Source organism: Ferrigenium sp. UT5 (genome assembly GCF_045866295.1).
Taxonomy (GTDB): domain Bacteria; phylum Pseudomonadota; class Gammaproteobacteria; order Burkholderiales; family Gallionellaceae; genus Sideroxyarcus.
Genome location: NZ_BAAFRY010000003.1, coordinates 111661 through 124942, shown reverse-complemented (window position 1 = coordinate 124942; position 13282 = coordinate 111661). Strand labels below are relative to the sequence as shown.

Below are 13282 nucleotides of genomic sequence, written 5' to 3'. Positions count from 1 at the left end.
CCGCAGGCAGAAGTCCAGCTTGCAACAAGGCCGGATATAAGACTGCAGCCGATTTCTGGTTTTACCAAAACACGACAAATCTCTTGCTAAACCGGGAGGCGTCCATATAAGAGTAACCATGTCACTGATCATCACCGACGAATGCATCAACTGCGACGTGTGCGAGCCGGAATGCCCGAACGACGCCATCTCGCAAGGCGACACCATCTACATCATCGACCCGAAAAAATGCACCGAGTGCGTGGGGCATTACGATACGCCGCAATGTGTGGAAGTGTGCCCGGTGGATTGCATTCCAAAAGATCCCGATCACGTCGAGAGCAAGGAACAACTGCAGGCCAAATACGAAGCGCTGATGGCGGCCAAAGGCAAGTAAGCGCCTGTAACCTCCGGCCCCGGAGGTCACGATGCATCCTGGCTCGCCCATTTCACGTTGTTGGCACTCCATCCCGCTGATCGCGCGTCTGGTGGGTGCGCTGCTGTTGACCGTGGCGCTGGCCGTCACGGTGCGCACCGTGCTGCTGGCGCAGGAAGCCCGGGCGTTCGCGGTAGCGCGTCTGGCCGAGGAATTGTCCGTGGTGCAAGCCATCGTGCCGGCCGAACTGATCGAGGAGCTGCAACGGGGAAATCACGAGACCGCTGCGCAGTTCCTGCAACGGCAAGTGGATGTTCGACCTGATCTGGTCGAACTGTCCTGGCGCGCGGCAGACGGTCGGTCCATCACTGCGCAGGATCGCTCTCCTTCCGCAGAACATGCGCCCGCCTGGTTTGTCGCCCGCATGGGCATTCCCATATCACCCGTCATCCTTCCCCTGCAAGCGGAGGGAGTTGCCCCTGGCTCACTGACCATCCGCTTCGACCCGGCCCATGCCTTGCTGCCGGCCTGGTTGCAAGTTTTCAACCAACTCAAGGCCGTGGCCGCCGTGTTGTTTTCCATCGCGCTGCTGTCCTGGCTGGTGCTGCGTTCCACACTGCGCGGCCTGCGCGAGTTGAAGGCTGCCGCGCAGGCGTTCGAGTCGGGTGATTTTGCCGTGCGCGCGCCGCTGTATGGCGCACCGGAACTGCGCGCCACCACCACCGCGTTCAATACGATGGCGGACCGGGTCGCGCAATTGGTGCGGACCGTCCAGACAGAAAAAGAACGAGCAGAAGTCACTTTGGCTTCGATCGGCGATGCCGTCATCACCACCGATGCCGAGGGTTGCGTTTCTTTCCTGAACGCGGTGGCGGTCCGGCTCACCGGCTGGACGCAGGAAGAGGGGGCGGGCAAACCGCTGGCGGAAATCTTCCACATCGTCAACGAAGCCACGCGCATGCGGGTGGAGAATCCGGTCGAACAGGTCCTGCGCTTCGGCAAAACGGTGAACCTCGCCAATCACACGGTGCTCATCAGCCGCAGTGGCACGGAATATTGCATCGAGGATTCCGCCGCGCCGATTCGTCTGCCGGATGGCGCGCTGCTCGGTTGTGTGCTGGTGTTCCATGATGTAACGGACAACAAGAAGCTGCTCAATGCCGTGCAATGGCAGGCCGGGCATGATGCGCTGACCGGTCTGCCCAATCGCGCCTTGCTGACCGACCGTTTTCAGCGTGCGCTGGCTTCTGCGCGGCGGCAGAACAAGCTGCTCGGCGTGTGTCTGCTCGATCTGGACGGCTTCAAGCCGGTGAACGACCGTTACGGGCACGAGGTGGGCGACCGCCTGCTGGTGGAAGTTGCGCGCCGGATGCAGGCCAAGTTGCGGGGCGAGGATTCGGTGGCGCGTCTGGGCGGGGACGAGTTTGTGCTGCTGCTCGGTGATGCGCAGAACGTGGAGGAAATCTATGCGGCCGCGCAGCGCATCATCGATGCCATTGCCCAGCCTTGCTGCGAGGAGATCGGGGCAATCACGGTCTCGGCGAGCATCGGGCTGACCGTCTATCCCTTCGATGATGCCGACAGCGATACGTTGTTGCGCCATGCCGACCAGGCCATGTATCAGGCCAAACAACTGGGGCGCAGCCGCTTCCACCTGTTTAATGTGTCCGAGGACCGGGAAACCCAGGCGGCCCATCGCAGCCTGCTGCGTCTGCGCGAGGCTTTGCGGGCGGACGAGCTGGTGCTGCATTACCAGCCCAAGGTGAATCTCCGCAATGGCAGCGTGATCGGGATGGAAGCCTTGTTGCGCTGGCAGCATCCGCAGGACGGGCTGATCCCGCCGCTGGATTTTCTGCCGTTGGCCGAACAGTCCGACCTCATCGTGGACATCGGCGAATGGGTGACCGAGCGCGCGTTGCAGCAAATGGAACAGTGGCAGGCGGCGGGCCTGGTGTGGTCGGTGAGCGTGAATATCGCCGCGCACCATTTTCAGCGCGAGGACTTCACGCCGCGCCTGGCGCAGATTCTGGCGCGCCATCCGGCGCTGTCACCCGCGCTGCTGGAGATCGAGATTCTGGAATCGGTGGCGCTCGACGATCTGCACGGCGCGAGCGACAAGATCGCCGCCTGCCGGCGTCTGGGCGTGGGTTTTGCGCTGGACGATTTCGGCACCGGCTATTCCTCGTTGAGCTATCTCAAACATCTGCCGGCGGAAACCCTGAAGATCGACCAGTCTTTCGTGCGCGACATGCTGGACGACGAGCAGGACATCACCATCGTGGAAGCGGTGATCGGCCTGGCCCGGCTGTTCAACCGTTCAGTCATCGCCGAAGGCGTCGAAACGGCCGAGCATGGCGTGTTGCTGATGCGTCTCGGGTGCGACGAGGCACAGGGTTACGGCATCGCGCGCCCGATGCCGGCGGCGCAGGTGGCGGACTGGGTGCGCCAGTATCAGCCCGATCCAAGCTGGGTGCTGTGGGCGGACGCGCGCTGGGAGATCAGCAATCTGCCGCTGCTGGTGGCGCAACACGATCACTTGCAGTGGGTCAGGCGCGTGACGCTGGCAGTGGAAAATGCGCCGCTGGCGCTGTCAACGGGAGAGTTGAAAAATCACCACCAATGCCGCTTTGGCCGCTGGTACTACGGACACGGCCGGGCGACTTACGGTCACCTGCCGGAATTTGTTGCCATCGAGCCGGTGCATGTGCAGGTGCATGAAACCGGCACCGAGATCATCCGTCTGCGCGATGCCGGCGAAATCGAACGCGCACGCGAGCTGTGCGGCAAGCTGCTGGGCCTGAAAGACCAGATTCTGGTGCTGACCCATGCCTTGCAGGTGGCAGTGCTGGCAACGATCAGACAGGATTGAGTTTCCTGACCGGCGGCCTGCGGGGCGTGCCTGCGCACTTGCATTGACAGCAGAACAAACGTTCTTTACCATGCGCCGCACGTTTGTTCTGTAACAGGGGGATGCCATGACTGAACCTAATCCGGCCCACGCCAGGGATGCGGAATATCTTGCCCGGCTGCAGGATTATTACGCCGACTGGAAGAGCATTCCGTCCTACGCCGCGTTGTGCACCGTGTTCCGCATTGCCTCGAAATCGTGGGTCAAGGCGATCCTGGACCGGCTGGGTGAGGCCGGTTTCATCGAACGCACCCCGGACGGGATGTGGATTCCGACCCGTCAATTCTTCGCCCGGCCCCTTGCGGATGCCTCGGTTCCGGCCGGCATGCCGGTCACGGTGAGCGCGACCCAGAGCGAGTATCTCCTCATCGACGAGATGCTGATCGACACACCCTCGAAGACCACGCTGATCCTGGTGAAGGGCGATTCGATGCTGGGCGCGGGCATTCACGACGGCGATGTGGCCGTGGTCGAGAAACGCGATCTGGCCGAAGTCGGCGACATCGTGGTCGCCATCGTGGATGGCGAGTTCACCCTGAAAACCCTGGACAAGGAACGCGGCCAGTTCATCCTGCGCCCGCAGAATCCGGCGTATCCCGTCATTCGCCCGCAAGGGACGCTGGAGATATTCGGCGTGCTGGTCGGGTTGGCGCGGAAATACCGCAAATAGTCCGCTTGGATTATTCTTGATCAAGGTCGGCTTCGACCGGGATGACGAGTTTTACTTCGTCGCCAATCATGGGGACGTATTTGGCCATGCCAAACTGGGTGCGCTGGATGCGGGAGGTCACGTCGGCACCGCAGTGCCGTCTTCTGTTCAATGGATGGGGAGCGCAGTGAAAATTGGCGATGCTCAATTCGATTGCTCGCCGGGTACCCAGCAGCGTCAAATATCCTTTCGCGCCGACTAATTTTTCTTCTTCAAACCGAAGTTCGTCGGCGTAAAAGCGGATGGTCGGGTGCAATTGGATATGGAAGAAATCCGGCGACTTCATGTGCTCATCCCATTTCTGGAATCCCATATCGATCGAACCGGCATCGATCGTGATATCGATCATGCCTGTCTTGGCGGCGACATCGAGCGTGATCTTGCCGTGCGTCTGATTGAAGCGGCCGCGCTGGGTGGAATAACCGAGATGATTAACCTCGAACGAGGGCCAGGTATGAGTGGCATCAATGGTGTAATGCTCGGCAGCCAAGGTGTTGGCGGCGAACAAGGCGGGCAGCACAAACCGCAATTGATGCACGGCAGTTGGGATCAGGCGATTCGGCATGAGTTTGATCCTGGAAAATTGTCTGGGGATGCTATAGCTGTACATGAGAGGTGGCAAGCGAACTTATTGTGGCGGCGGGTATCACATCGGGCGCTTGAAAAAATGAAGCCGCCCCCCCATTTGTGGAGCGCGACAAAAATCAACGGGGCGCGTGTTGCTGCCCCGATTCTATGGAGGCTGTCATGAAACGTATTTTTCTGTTTATCCTGACCAATGTGGCGGTGCTGGCGGTCATCAGCATTACCCTGCGCCTGCTCGGCGTGGATCGGGTGCTGGATGAAAGCGGAGCGATCAACTTCAATGCCTTGCTGACCCTGTCCGCGGTGATCGGTTTTTCCGGTTCCATCGTTTCGTTGCTGCTGTCGAAATGGATGGCGAAACAGTCGGTGGGCGCGCATGTCATCGAAAATCCGCAGGATCCGACCGAGCGCTGGCTGGTCGATACCGTGCGGCGTCAGGCCGATGCGGCGGGGATCGGCATGCCGGAAGTCGCGATCTACGATGCGCCGGACGTGAACGCCTTTGCCACCGGCTGGAACCGCAACAATTCGCTGGTGGCGGTGAGCACCGGCCTGTTGCATGCCATGAGCCGGGAAGAAGCGGAGGCCGTGCTGGCGCACGAAATCAGCCACGTCGCCAACGGCGACATGGTCACGCTGGCGCTGATCCAGGGGGTGGTCAATACCTTCGTGGTGTTCTTCGCCAAGCTGTTCGGAATCCTGGTGGACCGGGTGCTGCTGAAGAACGACCCGCGCGAAGGACCCGGCATCGGCGCTTTCGTGGCGGAGATCGCCGCGCAGATCCTGCTCGGCATCCTGGCCAGCATGGTTGTCATGTGGTTCTCGCGCCAGCGCGAATTCCGCGCCGACGCAGGTGGGGCAAACCTGGCGGGTCGGCAGAAGATGATTGCGGCGCTGGAGCGCCTCAAGCTGAACCACGAGCAGGCGGCGGCGCTGCCGAAAAATATGTCGGCGATGGCCATTTCGAGCGGCGGCGGCTTCTCGCGCCTGTTCATGAGCCATCCTCCGCTGGAGGAACGCATCGAAGCCCTGCGCAACGCGCGCTAGAGCGGCAGCAAAATCAAAAACGGCGGGTTGATTCCCCGCCGTTTTTTATTCTGCCTCGTCGAATTCTTCGTAATTGGGGCGCGGCGGATTGCCATCGTAAGCGAGGCTGACGCGCCGCATCAGGTAGGCATCGCGCAAGAAGCTGTAACGATCAATGGCGGCGCTATCGAGCACTTTTTCACTTTCCAGCAGTCGCGCTCTGAGATTGATGCCATATCCGGCGTAAAGCAGGTAGCGGGTAGTGTCATCATTCACGCGTCCGGTGACGCTGACCAGGTTGTCGGTGTAGAGGCCGACGGTGTCGGTGAGCGTGCTCGGTCCCAGGATGGGCAACATGAGGTAAGGCCCGCTGGGGAAACCCCAATAACGCAGGGTTTGGCCAAAATCCTCATTGTGTTTTTCCAGGCGGGTCGTGATTTCGAATAATCCGAATAAGCCGAAGGTGGTGTTAAAGGCGACACGGCTGCCATCGCTGATGGCTTGGCGAAATTTGAATTGAAGCAAGTCGTTGAACGTGATCAGGATGTCGTCCAGATTCGAGAAGAAATTATTCACCATGGTCTTGCCGGGCGCCGGCATCACCTTGTTGTATCCGCGTGCCACCGGCTTGATGACGGCGCGATCAACCACATCGTTGAAGGCATAGACTTTGCGATTGAACGATTCAAACGGGTCGCTTTTGTGAGCGGCAGTACCGCACGCACCCAGCATTAAGCAGAGTATTAAAAGAGGAAGACGCGTCATGGTTGGTGGTGGATTGGTGGTGGGTTGGTGGGTATCCTGCGGGTGATTATAGTCCAGAGTCAATCTAACCTCATCATCGAAGCGCGCGTGGTGGGTGTTTCCAGACTGATGCGCCCCAGTGTGCCGCTGCGGTAGTCCTGGAGCAGGGTCATGGCCGCTTTTCCCAGCTCCGGCTCGCCGCCCTTGCCGCGGAAACCGCGCTGTTTTGCGATGGCGGCAATGAGGGCGACGCCATCCAGACCGGCCAGCGGGATTTTGTAACGCTGGACAAGCAGCGCCGGGTAACGTGCCAGCAGCAGGTCGCCGAGAAACGCGGCGACTTCGCCTTCGTCGTAGGCGTTGCGCCCGATCAGGTTGCTGGCCGCCAGCAGGTAACCGTCACTCTCATATTCGATTTTTGGCCACATCATGCCCGGCGTGTCGATCAGTTGCATGGCGTCGTTGAGGTCGAAATGTTGCAGGTTCTTGGTGATGGCGGGTTCATCGCCCACGGCGGCGGTGCGGCGCTTGAGCAGCGCGTTGATGAAGGTAGACTTGCCGACGTTGGGAATGCCCATCACCATCATGCGCAGGGGCTTGAGCGGGGTGCCGCGATGCGGTGCCAGCGACAGGCACAGTTTCGGTATTTTCGCGGCTTCGCCCGGCTTTTTGCAGGAGAGGGCGACGGCCCTCACATTTTTCTGGCTGTTGAAATGGGTCAGCCAGGCCTGCGTTGCGGCAGGATCGGCGAGGTCGCTCTTGTTGAGCACCTTGAGGCAGGGGCGCTGGCGGAATTCGCGCAGCTCGCGGATCAGCGGATTGCTGCCGGCTTCCGGCGCGCGCGCATCCAGCACCTCGATCACGACATCGATGCGCTCCATGCTCTCGGCGGCTTTCTTCTTTGCCGCTGTCATATGTCCGGGGAACCACTGAATGCTCATATGGGTGACTGAATTTCACAAAGGCGCGCATTCTACCCGTTTGACGCTGCCAGCTCACACTCCCATAATCCGTGCATTCACCAACAGGGATTCACCATGACCACCATCCGCCAGCAGGACTTCATCGACAGCATTGCCGACGCCTTGCAATTCATCTCCTATTACCATCCGCAGGACTATCTGCAAGCGCTGGCGGCGGCCTATCGGCGGGAAGAGTCGCCCGCCGCGAAAGATGCGATGGCGCAGATCCTGACCAACTCGCGCATGTGCGCGCTGGGTAAACGCCCGATCTGCCAGGATACCGGCATCGTGGTTGCCTTCGTGAAGATCGGCATGGAGGTGCGCTGGGCAGACGCGGCGATGAGCATTGCCGAGATGGTGAATGCGGGCGTACGCAAGGCCTATCTGTTGCCCGACAACGTGTTGCGCGCTTCGATCGTTGCCGATCCCGCGGGGCGGCGCAAGAACACCGGCGACAACACGCCGGCGGTGGTGCATTTCGATCTGGTGCCGGGCGACCGGGTCGAGGTCGATATCGCGGCCAAGGGCGGCGGTTCGGAGAATAAATCGCACTTTGCCATGCTCAATCCGAGCGATGACATCGTGGAATGGGTGTTGCATGAATTGCCGGGAATGGGGGCGGGCTGGTGTCCGCCCGGCATGCTGGGCATCGGCATCGGCGGGACGGCCGAAAAGGCGATGCTGCTGGCGAAGGAGTCGCTGATGCAGCCGATCGACATGGGCGAGCTGAAAGCACGCGGGGCGCAGAACCGCATCGAGGAGCTGCGCATCGAGCTTTACGACAAGGTGAATGCGCTGGGCATCGGCGCACAGGGGTTGGGCGGGTTGACCACGGTGCTGGATGTGAAAATCCTCGACTATCCGACCCATGCCGCCTCCAAGCCGATCGCCCTCATCCCGAACTGTGCGGCGACGCGGCATATCCATTTCGCGCTGGATGGACGAGGAGTGGCGCAATTCACCCCGCCCAGACTGGAGGATTATCCGGATGTGCGGTGGCAACCGGCGGCGGATGCGCGGCGCGTTAATCTGGATACCGTCACGCGCGCGGAGATCGCGCAGTGGCGGCCGGGCGAAACCCTGCTGCTGTCCGGCAAGCTGCTGACCGGTCGCGATGCCGCGCACAAGCGCATCGTCGATCTGCTGGCCAAGGGCGAGCCGCTTCCGGTGGATTTCAATGGGCGATTCATTTACTATGTTGGCCCCGTCGATCCGGTGCGCGACGAAGTGGTCGGCCCGGCCGGCCCCACGACGTCAACACGCATGGACAAGTTCACCGAGACCCTGCTGGCGCAGACCGGACTGATCGGCATGATCGGCAAGGCGGAACGCGGCAAGGCCGGTCTCGATGCCATCAAGAAACATGCGGCGGTGTATCTGATGGCGGTGGGCGGTGCTGCCTATCTGGTGTCCAAGGCGATTCGCAGCGCGAAAGTGGTGGCCTTCGCTGATCTGGGCATGGAAGCCATCTATGAGTTCGAGGTGCAGGAAATGCCGGTGACCGTGGCGGTGGATACACAGGGCCATTCGGTGCACGAGATTGGTCCGGCAGAGTGGCAAAAGCGGATCGGGATGATCCCGATCAAGCAGGGATAGTTTTCGAGGCTTTGCAGCATCTGCAAAGTTTCAATGGTTTGGCGGGTCTCCCCGCATTGCAGCGCAGTGAACCTGGTCAGGTCCGGAAGGAAGCAGCCACAGCTGATGTCTGCAAGTGCCGGGGGTAAGGCTCGCCTCCTGATGTGGGGGAAAGGGTATGTCGCGTTTTTTTCTTCTGGTTTGCGCCAGCATGCTGGCAGTTCCTGCGGCTGCCGTCGATGGGGTGTTGGTGCAGCTTGGCCATGGAGATAACGGCACGGATCTCGTTCGGGGCGGGGCGATCTGGCAATGGAACCGCCAGTGGTTGGATGAGGGGCGCTGGCGCCTGACGGGGTATTGGGAGGCGGCGGCGGGGCAGTGGCGAAGCGCCAATGCGGCCGGGAAAAACAAGCGTTTCACCGATGTTGGTTTTACCCCGGTGTTTCGTTTTGAACAGCAGTCCCTGTCTGCTTTCGCGCCCTATTTTGAAGGCGGCATCGGCGCTCACCTGATTTCACCCAAATTCAGCAATGCTGATCGCCGATTTAGCACCGTGTTTCAGTTTGGTGACCATATCGGGGTCGGCGCGCGCTTTGGCGACCATCATCAATTTGATTTTGGCTATCGTTTTCAGCATCTTTCCAACGGATCGATTAAACAGCCCAATCCGGGGATCAATTTCAATCAAATCAATCTGATTTATCGATTTTGACCGTGTCCAATAGCCCAGTTCTGGCGCGCAAGTGGCGCCCCAAAAATTTTGCGCAACTGGCGGGACAAGAGCACGTGGTGCAGGCGCTGACCAATGCGCTCACGCAGAGCCGCCTCCATCATGCCTATCTGTTCACTGGCACGCGCGGTGTGGGCAAGACCACCATCGCACGCATTTTTGCCAAAGCCCTGAACTGCGAAAGCGGCATCACCGCCACGCCGTGCGGCGTGTGCAGCGCCTGTACCGAGATCGACAGCGGCCGCTTCGTCGATCTGATCGAGCTGGATGCGGCCTCGAATACGCAGGTGGACAACATGCGCGAACTGCTGGAGAGCGCGTTGTACGCCCCGACCAGCGGACGCTTCAAGGTCTATATCATCGACGAAGTGCACATGCTGTCGAAGAATGCCTTCAACGCCATGTTGAAGACGCTGGAAGAGCCTCCGGCGCATGTGAAATTCATTCTCGCCACCACTGATCCGCAAAAGATTCCGGTCACGGTGTTGTCGCGCTGCCTGCAGTTCAACCTCAAGCAATTGTCGCCTGCCCTGATCCATGATCATCTGCAGTTCGTGCTGGAACAGGAGCACATTCCGTTCGAGAACGGCGCGCTAAATCTCGTAGCGCGCGCTGCCACCGGCAGCATGCGCGATGCCCTGAGCCTGATGGACCAGGCGATTGCCTATTCTTCCGGCAAGGTGGACGAGGGGCTGGTGCGCACCATGCTGGGCGCAATCGACCAGGGGTATCTGTTCGATCTGTTGCACTGTTTGCGGGCCGGCGATGGCGCGGGACTGCTGCGGATCGCCGACGACATGGCGCTGCGCAGCATCGCGTTCGATCCGGCGCTGCAAGATTTGGCGACTTTGCTGCATCGCATTGCGCTGGCGCAAACGGTTCCGCAGGCAATTCCGGACGATGAGCCGGAGCGCGTGCGCCTGCTGGAACTGGCGCAGCAGTTCACCCCGGAAGAGATTCAATTGAACTACCAAATTGCCATTCACGGACGCAACGAGATCGATCTTGCGCCGGATGAATATGCCGGCTTCACCATGACCCTGTTGCGCATGCTTGCCTTTGCGCCCAAGGGCGCGGTGCGCAGCGCAGAGCCGCCGGCAACGCGCGCGCTGCCGGCGCAGGCAGCCACTGCGGTGCGGAAAGTCGTCAAGCCGGCACCGGCGGCGAGGCCTGAGCCTTCTGCCCCGGCGCCCGTTCCAGGTGGCGCCGATCTGGATTGGAATACCCTGTTGGCACAGTTGAACGTGCAGGGCATGGCGTTGCAACTGGCGAAAAATAGCGTGCTTTCCAGATTTGACGAGGGCCGTCTGGTATTGGGGCTGGCGCCTCAGCACAAGCACTTGCAAAACAACAAGAGCGCGCAGGAGAAGTTGCAGGCGGCGCTGACGGATTATTTTGCCCGCCCGGTCAAGCTCGTCCTAGAGTTGGCAGTGGCGCAGGACGTGGTCACCCCGGCGGCGGTCGAGCAGCACGAGAAACAGACCCGCCAGCAGGCGGCCGAAGCGGCCATCAAACAGGATGTCTTTGTGCGCGAGGCCCAGGCGCAATTGGGCGCGCAACTGGTCGAAGGGGCCATCCGGCCCGTATAGCAAACGATGCGGGTTTGTCCGGTCGCACGGCAAGCCATTGATCGTTTTTCTCTCCCCGTGTTTTCGCGCTCCCGGCGGGCGCGGCCGGGAGTGGGCCACAATCGGGATATTTTTTGAACGGAGGATGCAGAAAATGATGAAGGGCGGATTGGGCGGACTGATGAAGCAGGCCCAGCAGATGCAGGCGAACATGAAAAAGGCGCAGGACGAACTGGCCACCATCGAGGTCGAGGGGCAGTCCGGCTCCGGCATGGTCAAGGTCGTAATGACCTGCGCCCACGAGGTGCGCCGCGTGCAACTGGACGACAGCGTGCTGGATGACAGGGAGATGCTGGAAGACCTGATCGTGGCGGCATTCAGCGATGCGAACAAGCGGGTGGCCGAAACCACAAAGGAGCGGATGAGAGGTTTCACCACGCATTTGCCACCCGGCATGAGCCTGCCGTTCTGATGTGGCAGAGTATTTAAGAACATGATGCTGACAAGGCTTGGTCCACTCCCTCACCCCCGTTTCCCCTCTCCCTGTGGGCGAGGGGTGCGGTCAGCCCTCGCTATGCGAGATTCGCATTAAATGAAAACACCTTCCAGTCTGGAGGCCCTGATCAGCGCGCTGCGCTGTTTGCCGGGGGTCGGGCCAAAATCCGCGCAGCGCATGGCCTATCACTTGCTGCAACGCGACCGCCAGGGGGCGCTGCAACTGGCACGTTCGCTCGATCATGCGGTGGAGAGCGTCAGGCACTGCGCCAAGTGCAACAACTTTTCCGAGGAAGAGATTTGTGCGTTGTGCGCCTCGTCGCGCCGTGAAACCGGCGTGCTGTGCGTGGTGGAGATGCCGGCCGATCTGCTGGTGATGGAGCAGGCACAATGCTTTCGCGGCATGTATTTCGTCCTGATGGGCAGGTTGTCCCCGCTGGACGGGGTGGGCGCGCGGGAACTCCCGCTGGATAGACTGGTCAAGCGCGCGCAGGAATTGCAAGGCGAGGTCATTCTGGCCACCAACTTCACGGTGGAAGGGGAAGCCACCGCCCATTATCTGGCGACCCTGTTGCGGGCGCACGGCATCAAGGTCTCGCGCATCGCGCGCGGCTTGCCGGTGGGGGGGGAATTGGAGCATGTGGACAGCGGGACCTTGGCGCAGGCTGTGCTGGAAAGAAGAGCAGTGATCGAATGATTGAAGATTCCGCAGCAGGACAGCCGGGCGAACGCCTGCAAAAGGTTCTGGCACAGGCGGGTTTCGGCTCGCGCCGCGAGATGGAAGCGTGGATCGCCGAGGGGCGGGTTACCGTAAATGGCGCCGTCGCGACCTTGGGTGTTCGTATCACGGAAGGTGACAAGGTGCAGGTGGACGGCCGCATCGTGCGTCTGGTCTTGCCGGGCGAGCAGAAATTGCCGCGTATCCTGCTCTATCACAAGCAGGAAGGTGAAATCGTCAGCCGGGACGATCCGGATGGACGTGCCAGTGTTTTCGACCATTTGCCGAAATTGCGCGGACAAAAATGGATCGCCATCGGGCGCCTGGATTTCAATACCAGCGGTTTGCTGATTTTTACCACCTCCGGCGAACTGGCCAATCGTCTGATGCATCCGCGTTTCGAAGTGGAACGCGAGTATGCGGTGCGGGTGCAGGGTGAGCTGACACCGGAACAGATGAAACAGATGACCGGTCCTGGCATCGAACTGGAAGACGGAAGAGTCAGGTTCGACCAGTTGAGCGATGAAGGGGGCGAGGGCTATAACCACTGGTACCGTCTGGTGATCCGCGAGGGACGGAATCGCGAGGTGCGTCGCACCTTCGAGGCGCTGGGACTGCCCGTGAGCCGCCTGATGCGGGTTCGTTTCGGCATCATCAACCTGCCCCCGCGTATCAAACGCGGCATGATGGTCGAGCTGGGCGAGGGCGAGTTAAGGGCGATATTGGAGTGGGTTGGCTTGCCGGCAGGGGAGGCGAGACAGGTCGTCAAGACCGACCGCGCACAACGCAAGCTGAAACGCGTCCCTCCCCGAAAAAATTGAACTGGCGATAGTCAATGACTATCGTTAGAATCGGCGGGCTGATTATTCGCAGGACAGGCTTCATGGCGAGCACATAACCGAAAAAA

Annotated in this window: 13 protein-coding genes and 1 other RNA gene; 11 read left to right on the top strand and 3 right to left on the bottom strand. The window is 60.6% G+C overall.

Annotation, left to right across the window (positions count from 1 at the left end):
- Window positions 1-118 precede the first annotated feature (118 nt).
- The 3 genes from ACKTSJ_RS01985 (at window position 119) to ACKTSJ_RS01975 (ending at window position 3933) form a co-directional block, all read left to right on the top strand.
- Entirely contained in the window at window positions 119-376 is a 258-nt protein-coding gene (locus ACKTSJ_RS01985) for a YfhL family 4Fe-4S dicluster ferredoxin (RefSeq protein ID WP_407896866.1), read from the top strand.
- A gap of 31 nt (window positions 377-407) precedes the next feature.
- Window positions 408-3224 carry an EAL domain-containing protein gene (locus tag ACKTSJ_RS01980; protein WP_407896864.1) on the top strand — a complete coding sequence of 939 codons (2817 nt, stop codon included), beginning with the start codon at window positions 408-410 and terminating at the stop codon, window positions 3222-3224.
- Window positions 3225-3330: 106 nt separating this feature from the next.
- Window positions 3331-3933: a LexA family protein gene (locus tag ACKTSJ_RS01975; protein ID WP_407896862.1), complete on the top strand. Its 603-nt coding sequence runs from the start codon at window positions 3331-3333 to the stop codon at window positions 3931-3933.
- 10 nt (window positions 3934-3943) lie between these two features.
- Here ACKTSJ_RS01975 and ACKTSJ_RS01970 read toward each other — a convergent pair whose 3' ends face one another.
- A complete protein-coding gene (locus ACKTSJ_RS01970; protein ID WP_407896860.1) occupies window positions 3944-4537 on the bottom strand; it encodes a YceI family protein in 594 nt (197 codons plus the stop codon).
- Between the two features lie 182 nt (window positions 4538-4719).
- On the opposite strand from ACKTSJ_RS01970, the gene htpX reads away from it, so the two are divergent.
- Window positions 4720-5604: a protease HtpX gene (gene htpX / locus ACKTSJ_RS01965; protein ID WP_407896858.1), complete on the top strand. Its 885-nt coding sequence runs from the start codon at window positions 4720-4722 to the stop codon at window positions 5602-5604.
- Window positions 5605-5649: 45 nt separating this feature from the next.
- Here the strand turns inward: htpX and ACKTSJ_RS01960 are convergent, their stop codons facing one another.
- Window positions 5650-6315 carry a VacJ family lipoprotein gene (locus ACKTSJ_RS01960; protein WP_407896856.1) on the bottom strand — a complete coding sequence of 222 codons (666 nt, stop codon included), beginning with the start codon at window positions 6313-6315 and terminating at the stop codon, window positions 5650-5652.
- A gap of 92 nt (window positions 6316-6407) precedes the next feature.
- The gene (ylqF, locus tag ACKTSJ_RS01955) at window positions 6408-7268 is read right to left on the bottom strand and encodes a ribosome biogenesis GTPase YlqF (protein ID WP_407896854.1); all 861 of its coding nucleotides are present in this window, start codon (window positions 7266-7268) and stop codon (window positions 6408-6410) included.
- A gap of 96 nt (window positions 7269-7364) precedes the next feature.
- On the opposite strand from ylqF, the gene ACKTSJ_RS01950 reads away from it, so the two are divergent.
- The 7 genes from ACKTSJ_RS01950 (at window position 7365) to rluB (ending at window position 13196) form a co-directional block, all read left to right on the top strand.
- On the top strand, window positions 7365-8885 hold the full coding sequence (locus ACKTSJ_RS01950) for a fumarate hydratase (RefSeq protein WP_407896852.1): 1521 nt from the start codon (window positions 7365-7367) through the stop codon (window positions 8883-8885).
- A gap of 40 nt (window positions 8886-8925) precedes the next feature.
- An RNA gene (ffs, locus tag ACKTSJ_RS01945) (signal recognition particle sRNA small type) lies at window positions 8926-9024 on the top strand.
- Window positions 9025-9042: 18 nt separating this feature from the next.
- Window positions 9043-9576, top strand: coding sequence for an acyloxyacyl hydrolase (locus tag ACKTSJ_RS01940; protein ID WP_407896850.1), 534 nt, complete (start codon window positions 9043-9045; stop codon window positions 9574-9576).
- A 2-nt stretch (window positions 9577-9578) separates the two neighbouring features.
- Window positions 9579-11183, top strand: a complete 1605-nt coding sequence (gene dnaX / locus ACKTSJ_RS01935) for a DNA polymerase III subunit gamma/tau (protein WP_407896848.1) — start codon at window positions 9579-9581, stop codon at window positions 11181-11183.
- Between the two features lie 133 nt (window positions 11184-11316).
- The gene (locus ACKTSJ_RS01930; RefSeq protein ID WP_407896870.1) at window positions 11317-11634 is read left to right on the top strand and encodes a YbaB/EbfC family nucleoid-associated protein; all 318 of its coding nucleotides are present in this window, start codon (window positions 11317-11319) and stop codon (window positions 11632-11634) included.
- A gap of 120 nt (window positions 11635-11754) precedes the next feature.
- On the top strand, window positions 11755-12354 hold the full coding sequence (gene recR, locus ACKTSJ_RS01925; RefSeq protein ID WP_407896846.1) for a recombination mediator RecR: 600 nt from the start codon (window positions 11755-11757) through the stop codon (window positions 12352-12354).
- Window positions 12351-13196 (top strand): 23S rRNA pseudouridine(2605) synthase RluB, encoded by an 846-nt coding sequence (gene rluB / locus ACKTSJ_RS01920; protein ID WP_407896844.1) that lies wholly within the window; start codon window positions 12351-12353, stop codon window positions 13194-13196. The genes recR and rluB overlap by 4 nt, the downstream gene beginning before the upstream one ends.
- The last annotated feature ends 86 nt before the right edge of the window (window positions 13197-13282 follow it).